Here is an 8127-nt window from a genome sequence, read left to right as displayed (position 1 = left end):
CAATCACTCTCGGACACGATCTAGCATTTCTTTATCTAAACTTAGGTTATATAACCGATGGTGAATTATCGCAAGAAGAAATTGAAAAAATTGTTGAAAAAGTCGAAGAGTGGTATCAACCTACTCAAACGCAAGAAATGGCAATCACAATAAAAGAATCAGTTGATTGGGCAAAAAGCTGCGGCGATAAACCTGGAGCTGAGATTGAAGAATGTGCGAAAAGATTAAAAGCTAACCTTAGCGAGGAAAATTTAAAAGCAGTTCTTGGCGATATGGCAGCCATTATTAATGCTGATGGGAAAGTAGTTGATGGAGAAGTTAAATTCTTTGCAGTTATCGCAAAGGTTTTCGGAATAGATTTGAACTAATCACATACTTTTATATTTAAAAAAGGCTGAATCAGTTTATTTTGATTCAGCCTTTTTAATTTGTATGGTGTATTAATAGCTTTGTTATTATTTAAACTATGCAATATGGAGTTTTACAGTACAAGTGTGTTTTTTTTGAAAGTAATATAAGATGTCATTTAAAAAATTGCTTATGCGAAAAAACGCGGGTCTGGCCTATTAGGATTATCTAACCACTGTTTTTCATCAAGTAATTCAGATGGAGTATTAAATAATTTAAATCCTTCTCCTCCAGTTCCTTCTTTCCAACTTGACAAATCTCTACTAGCTTCAATCGTTTCTCTTCTTGCTTCCCAAATCGCCTCAATAACATGAAGGTAAGAACCATTTCCGTCTTCTTCAGAAATAAATTCGTCGAAGGTTAAATATCCGCCATTTTCTTGAGACAAGGTTAATCTACATATATTAGGATCGTCATCTGCAGCATATTCAATATCAAGCTGGTATAGTTTATCCCAAGGGAAGATCATACTAATTTCAACTTCTCCATCCGTTTCAAAAAGTGCATAAAACCCATTTTTATCAACGAAAACCATAGAAGCTACATCTTCTTTCCAAATACAAAATGGAACGATCCACCATACATGCTTGGTATGCATAAAGAGTTCAGGTGGTGCATAACCCAGAATAGGAATTACTTTTTCATCATTTATTTTATCATAAATTAACTTGATTTGTTCCTCTGTAAATACGGGACAGATCTCATCAGAAACTAGTTGTTCAACAAATTCAGGGATGTAAGCAGTAATCCCCATCCGCCAAGCATAGAGGAAAGACGGTTTTTGCCACTTCTTAAAATACGCTTTAACAACATCCTTTAACTCTTCAGAAGGTGTACGATAACTGATAAGTGGAAAGCCTTTTTCGTCATCTTCATCAGCATCTTCATCATCAGCATCTTCATCATCAGCATCTTCATCATCTGATTCCACATCTTCTGATTCCACATCGTCTGATTCCACATCGTCTGATTCCACATCTTCTGAATCTAAATCTTCTGATTCCTCCTCATCTGATTCCTCCTCATCTGATTGCATATTATCTAAATACTGATAAACTGAAGAAAGACTATTAATATTATCTTCTAAAGCCGATTGAGATGATTCAGAAATTAAACTTTTAACAAATTGCTCAGCTTGTTGAACAGCAAGTGACACATCAGTAAATTCAGGATTCCCCAAAGGTCTTACTCCATGAGAATATGTTTCAATCAGGTTCGAGGAAGCGAGCACCTTATCAATAAATGCTTCATCACGGCAATAAAAGCCCATCTTTATTTTTTCTTTGCTGGTACTAAAAAATAGGTGAGTTCCTTTTTTTTCATTAACGGAAGGAAGGTGGATATCCAAATAATTATCCTTATCAACTTTTTTAACAACAGCATCTTTGTATTTCTTACACACCGCATCTGCAATCTGGGCCTGAATCGACTTACTTGAAGAAGAAATTTTAGTGTTCTTTTCAACTTTAGTTTCACCCATCAGCTCAGAAAGAGATCCAATATTACCTTTACTAAAGTTACTCACCAAAGGCATTAATACATTGTGAAACTTTTCACAAGAGTTGATAATTGAATTGATAAAATCATCATTCGTTAAATTACTCTTATTATATGGAATCTCAATACGCAATGTGAACTTATCCGCACTTCGAAGTCCAGCTTCATATATAATCTTATTGCCATTAATTGGCTTCCCCTCTATCTTATACTGCTTGATGATTTTAAAACACTCCACAAAACCTGCCTTAGCAGGATAATTGCTTGCAAGTAAACGAATCACATCCTGCTGTATCCTTAACTCATATACAAATGCACCGCCTACTGAGAACGAAACATAATTCTTGTCATCTTGAACCCTGCATTTGGGATAGGTATCTTGAATTTTTTTAAATAACTTTATCATAGGTTATTGTTTTTACTATTCAAAAAACGGAATTATATCTTCCATTTTTTCTTTAAAATAAAATAATTTTAACTAAAGTCTAAAAGTCTGGACAATTACTTATAAATTTTCTCTTATTCTTAATTTAGAACATAGATTATAGCTTTGTGACCATTCCTATTTAAATTTCGCGATAATTCGGATAGTGGAATCGATGTTTTTTGCTATTTATAAAAATTAATTTCGTTTACAAAATAGATATTTATAAAAATATGTATTTATTTAAAAAAAATATGAAATAAATTATATAAGTATTTAAAAAATATTAAATATCTCTATTGCTTTTAATTTATGTTTTTGGGGAAGTTCTTAAAAATCTATCCATAGCAGATTTTTTATCACCATAGACACCATTACAATGTATGTTGATTTTATTTAATGAAACTACCTAAAAACGAGGTTTAAGAAGGTTACCAACAAAATTTATTCTCGTTCAACTCTTGCTCTCCATCAAAACGGTAAGCTACTAATTTTCCTGCTTTGGCTATGCTATAATCTAGGCAGCAAACTTTTTGATTTTGTAGTTTTGGCGATTCTTCAGACAACCAATAGTGTCCAAAAAACACCGGTTTTTCAGAGGTTGGATAGGGTAGTATGGATTGCATATAGGGAGGAATGGGAATAGTCAATTGCTCAGCCGCCGCCGGTTCAAATTCATTTACGGCGTATTCCAAATAGGTTTTACCTTCTGGATTTTCCCACCATTTTACCCTAACTTGGTTTCGTATGTGGCCTTCTACGTCTTTGAAAGTATGCTCGCCTGGAAGTTTTAATTCTCGCCCTTTTAGTAGGATTTCTACCGCTTCATATAGGTTATCCCCTTTAATAGTAGAGGCTTCCAAATGCTCCATCTTCAACTGGTTGCCTTCCATTTTTTGTTTAAAAATTTCTATTTGTTCGGCATCCCAACAAGCATGTATGACTCTGAAATACTCATTTTCATAAAAGAGCGGAAGCTGCTTGAACCAGTCCAAACTTTCACTTAAGAATGCATCGTCTTCAAAGCTGTGCAGGGTAGCGCAGTGCTGTTTGATGTTTTGATTGGTACGTGGGCGAAGGTATTCTCCCGAACTGCCTTTGGTATGAAAGCAAATCGCATTGTATTCGTGATTACCCATCAATGCTATCGCACTGCCGTTTTCCTGCATCGCTCGCACGAGATGCACTACTTGTTTTGAGTTTTTACCTCTATCAATATAGTCCCCCACAAAGATGGCCTGTCTGTCAGGATGATAATAGTAACCACTTTCAGACAGTCCATAACCCATCTTTTTTAATAGCGCCAATAGGTCATTTAAATATCCATGTATATCTCCAATAATATCGTATTTCATTCTTTAATTCGCTTTTAATTCAATTTCTTTTAGTAATTGCTCTATTACTAAATCTTGAAAATCGTAAATTTCCAGTCCTGAAAAACTTTTCTTTTGAAAAGCTTCAAAATATTCAATGAATGTATTCGGTAATATTATTCCAGTATTAGAACCAAGACAAACGACTTCCTCGGAATTCGGATTCCAAAAATTAGCAGAAAAAGACCCACTCAAAGGTGATCCTGACAAATTTATTAAATACAAATTTTTGAAAGGTTCAAAATTTGGTGGAAAAATTTGATGCTCAGGTGAAAATGTTTCTAGCAATGCCCCTAAACAAAAACTAAAACCGCCAATATAAGCTGCACCGCTAACTAAATAGTTGGGAGTCAAGTAATAATATTCAGGTCTATTTAATATTAAATTTTTGCTTTTGAAAATGCTAGAAATATTTTTATTAAATAGGTCATTCATTTTTTTCATTGAATCATTTCTTGGCTTCTCTATAAAATGAATTTCATAAAGACTTGGGCTGAGCTCTACATATCCATCAATAATTTCTAATAGATTAGCATCAAGCAAATATCTTGGCAATTCTACAATTATATTAGATTTACTCTCCAGTCGAACCGTGTCTTCCGTTTCACCGATAACTTTGCAAGTCTTGCAGGGAGACAAACGGTATAATGATTTGTCAAATACCGAGTCGTTGAATCTTGAAGTATAATCCATATTGTTTTTTGTGTTATTCAATGTAGTTTGATTCAAATTAACTAGAGATAAATTTTACTCAAACAACAAATTAAGTAATTTTATAAATAATGGCAATAAATTTATGAAGCTATTAATGAACATTACCTAAAAACCCCTTCCTAGTGACTTTAAAAAAAATCTTTTTGAAAGCATAAAATAGGATAAGTTCTAGTTTTCTTATTTGAATTTACAAGCTTGCAAAGCCCAAAATATTAAAAATCCGTCCGGTAATTTTGAATATTAATTCATGAGATATTTAGCATGCTTTTTAATTGCATTACTAGTATTTCATTTTTTAAACATTTAAATATAGCAATTATGATTATCGAAAGAGGAAAAATTTTCACTCACGCTCTAAAAGATTCTAAAAATTATCATGAGGTTTATTCTGATGTATTATTTCATTTACTCGACCTTACTCAAATGAACAGAATTGTTTGCAAAGAATCTTTAAGTCAGTTTTTATTAAGATACATGCTAATTACAGATAAACCAATTGAGCAAACTGCTAGTCAATTTATTGATGAAGGGCTACTAATCACAGGATCCATCGCTGGGGAACAGTTTAGTTTTAGCATCCATGACCTTCTCCATTTTTTAGGCTTTAGTATCACAACTGCTCCTTATCATATTCATAATGAATTAGATGCATTTATTTTAAAATATCAAAACCAAGAATACAATATAGAAATTAATGTGGATGATGAGGGTAAACCTAAAATCACTAAGGCAGCACTCCTTCACGTATTACAAGGGACTAAATCATTTTTAGCACCAGAAACACTTGATATTAAATTTAAAGAAAACCTTGCAGAATTAACTGAAAATGAACTTCAAGCAGCACAACGATTTGTAGATTATGTAATAAAAAATCTCCCAGATGGCTTATTTAACGACTATCAAACAAAGTTTAATGACTATTTAAGCAATACCGAATTATATTATATCCCAATTGTAAAAATCGAATTTGACCCTTTTAAAGAGTTACCAAGAGCGGTATTTAATGAAATTTTTGAAATCATTTATGGAGAAGATAATTTCTTCGTAAAAAACTTAAAATCTTAGGTAGAACCAGATGAAGATTTGATGTGGGATATTAATTATTATTCTAAATACATCCGCTTTGCTTACGGGGTAAAACATGGTTTAATCAAATTGGACGACAATTGGACATTCCCTTATAACAATTATGATCCACGACTAATTGATAACCCCATTGAAGATTTTTGTGGAGAGAATGGTGAGGTGTATTCTACAAATTATATCTATCAATGCTATGATATGGAAAAATGGATAGAATGGATTCCTTGATATTGAATGGCTAGGAGGAAAGCTTATAGCCCTCAATTCACTACAATATTATAGGAAATTGCGTGTCTTTATTAATCAATTTCCGTATAAATCATGATTTACTAATTAAAACAAAAAAATGAAAATCGGTGTATATAAAAGAAAAGGTGACAATAAATTGCCAACTAAAGATTGGTTAATCAACAACAAGTTTGATGCATTTAGAATTTATGAAGAAAACGTATTAAGTGAATATGATGATATTTCAGAACGAGTAAAATTAAATACACTAATTTATGAGGCAAAAGAAGGCAAAATAGATGCCGTTTATGTTGCGGATTTGCAAGTATTTTCCAAGATAACAGTTAAGTTATTACAATGTATTATCGAAATACAAAAGATCAATTTACCTGTTTATCATAATAATGGCTGTATTCTTCCTTCAGATGAAAAAATTAAACAATTTCAAGATCAAATGATTAGTCAATGGGAGAAAATCGAACAAAATAGTGCCAAATTCAAGGATATCAATCATTAAAATGACTCTGATGAATGTGGGTATTGTAAACTATAATTAAATAATTTAAAGAATGAGAAGGATAATCCTTCTCATTCTTTACCTAAAGACATCCAGCTCACGAACCCCCTCCTTTTTCCTTGAATACTGAATACGCTCATATAAAAAGCTTCTAAGTTGATCTCCATTGGCAATGCCATTTAAAACCAATCTTGGCTTGGCATAATCCGATGTTTCAATAGTAAGAATAGACAGACCCACAAGTCTGTAGAGAAAGGGTTTATCTAATGTTACCGACTTAATTCTAAAATAATAATTCTCGGTTTCTTTGATAGAAAATAAACCCTTCTTCTCTAAAATTTTCTGTTCCGAGAAATTGAATTTCCAGCACTTAAGATCAAAGTATGCATATAAAGTAAATAATAGTGAAGGAGGAAATACAAATGCAATAGCAATACTTATAAGATATAAGTGGGCAATAACCCAGTGTGAAGGTTGAACTGTTAAAAGCAAATTATCATGATACTTTGCCATAGGATTTAAGATTTTCATAATGATTAATTTCTAATTATTTTGTGATCAAAATTAACTTTTCAGAAATTATAGAATCTCAAATTACAAGCTTGTATATCCAGAAAAAGAAAAAATAAAGCCATTAATTTTACATCATGTAAACCAGTGTTTTCCATGTTTTAATTTGTTCAAAACCATGCAAGCCTTAATGGCTTGCAAGTGTTTTTTTAGATGCGTAAATAACAAAATCAAATACAATATCAATGACTCAAAAAAAAGTGTTTAGTCAAAAAAATCATCGTTTAATAGAAATTGCTCTGCAATTAAAAAATGAATTTATTGGGATTGACCAAATTATTGATCAATTAATTTATGCAGTAAAGCCTTGGTATTTAGCTGCCGAATTACAAGAATCACCTTTGGTTATTAATCTATGGGGCATGACGGGAGTTGGAAAGACCTCCTTAGTAGAACGTTTTTTAGAATTAGCACTTACTAATGAGCCTATACCAAGCATCACTTTTAATCTTGGTGATAAATCATTTGCTGAGGATGTACTTGATCGCTTGGAGTATCTCGAAAAATCGAAAGATGATCGTGTTGTTTTGATATTCGATGAATTTCAACATGCTAAAACGCTGAAAGAAGATAGTACTGAGCTTGATAAACCATTCAGTCGTTTGATCTGGCCTCTACTTGATGAAGGTTGTTTTTATTTTTTACCGCTAAAATATGAAAGACCCCAAGTTCATGACTGGTTAAATGGCTTAGAAATTTGTCTGGAAAGAGGTGTAAAAATTGAAAAGGGTAAAGTAGTCGAGTTGGCTGATGTTTACACGCAAATTATGGGTAATGAGAGAAGAGAATCGTATTTCCCCATTGGTACAACAACAGAAAATGGCATCAAAATACCAGATCCAAGCTTTTTTACGGAGGGGCAGATATCCGATTTAGCTGATTTATGCACAGGTAAATTTAAATTTAAATCAGATTTAAGAGCATTTATATCCACACTTAATGGCAGTCAATTAAAAGCATTTTTAGAAGAGATTTCTTTGGGTTCAACAGGTGCTAAGAAGGTGAATCTTAAAAAATCTTTAATTTTTGTTTTGGGAAATTTAGATGCCGCCTATGACATGAGCTATTCCATGTCGACAGAAGACAATGCCGATTTTTTTCATGAAGAATCTAAAAAAGTAAGTTTTAATGAAATTAAAGATGTTTTAAAATCAAAATTTCGTTTGGAAGAAATTGCCAGATTAGGGAATATCCATTTAATATATCCCGCATTAAGCGGTGATGTTTTTAGGCAATATATTCAAAAACAATTGATCAATATTCTTGAAAAGTACGAATCGAAATTTAGCTGCAAATTAAATTTCGATGCTTCG

General features: G+C 32.3%; 9 protein-coding genes. 5 read left to right on the top strand and 4 right to left on the bottom strand.

All coding sequences use genetic code 11. The features are described 5' to 3' along the window. A partial coding sequence (locus tag ACIQ0D_RS10030; RefSeq protein WP_395805211.1) for a TerB family tellurite resistance protein occupies nucleotides 1-368 on the top strand: 368 nt, incomplete at its 5' end. Between the two features lie 170 nt (nucleotides 369-538). Here ACIQ0D_RS10030 and ACIQ0D_RS10025 read toward each other — a convergent pair. The 3 genes from ACIQ0D_RS10025 to ACIQ0D_RS10015 form a co-directional block, all read right to left on the bottom strand. Next, nucleotides 539-2311 (bottom strand): hypothetical protein, encoded by a 1773-nt coding sequence (locus tag ACIQ0D_RS10025; protein ID WP_395805209.1) that lies wholly within the window; start codon nucleotides 2309-2311, stop codon nucleotides 539-541. Between the two features lie 449 nt (nucleotides 2312-2760). Then, on the bottom strand, nucleotides 2761-3684 hold the full coding sequence (locus tag ACIQ0D_RS10020) for a metallophosphoesterase (protein ID WP_395805207.1): 924 nt from the start codon (nucleotides 3682-3684) through the stop codon (nucleotides 2761-2763). Nucleotides 3685-3687: 3 nt separating this feature from the next. Beyond that, nucleotides 3688-4395 (bottom strand): hypothetical protein, encoded by a 708-nt coding sequence (locus ACIQ0D_RS10015; RefSeq protein WP_395805205.1) that lies wholly within the window; start codon nucleotides 4393-4395, stop codon nucleotides 3688-3690. Nucleotides 4396-4734: 339 nt separating this feature from the next. Between ACIQ0D_RS10015 and ACIQ0D_RS10010 the strand changes: the two genes are divergently transcribed. From ACIQ0D_RS10010 to ACIQ0D_RS10000, 3 genes are all read left to right on the top strand, one after another. After that, nucleotides 4735-5481 (top strand): hypothetical protein, encoded by a 747-nt coding sequence (locus ACIQ0D_RS10010; RefSeq protein WP_395805203.1) that lies wholly within the window; start codon nucleotides 4735-4737, stop codon nucleotides 5479-5481. Nucleotides 5482-5502: 21 nt separating this feature from the next. Continuing rightward, nucleotides 5503-5727, top strand: coding sequence for a hypothetical protein (locus tag ACIQ0D_RS10005; protein ID WP_395805201.1), 225 nt, complete (start codon nucleotides 5503-5505; stop codon nucleotides 5725-5727). Between the two features lie 118 nt (nucleotides 5728-5845). After that, complete coding sequence (locus tag ACIQ0D_RS10000; RefSeq protein WP_395805199.1) at nucleotides 5846-6244, top strand: hypothetical protein; 399 nt, start codon at nucleotides 5846-5848, stop codon at nucleotides 6242-6244. Nucleotides 6245-6322: 78 nt separating this feature from the next. Here ACIQ0D_RS10000 and ACIQ0D_RS09995 read toward each other — a convergent pair whose 3' ends face one another. Next, nucleotides 6323-6775 (bottom strand): PH domain-containing protein, encoded by a 453-nt coding sequence (locus tag ACIQ0D_RS09995; protein ID WP_395805197.1) that lies wholly within the window; start codon nucleotides 6773-6775, stop codon nucleotides 6323-6325. 224 nt (nucleotides 6776-6999) lie between these two features. On the opposite strand from ACIQ0D_RS09995, the gene ACIQ0D_RS09990 reads away from it, so the two are divergent. After that, nucleotides 7000-8127: hypothetical protein (locus ACIQ0D_RS09990; protein ID WP_395805195.1), on the top strand; the 1128-nt coding region annotated here is incomplete at its 3' end.

The organism is Daejeonella sp., from assembly GCF_044342615.1.
GTDB lineage: Bacteria > Bacteroidota > Bacteroidia > Sphingobacteriales > Sphingobacteriaceae > Daejeonella.
The sequence above is the reverse complement of the archived record's forward strand: the minus strand, read 5'-3'. Positions and strand labels throughout refer to the sequence as shown.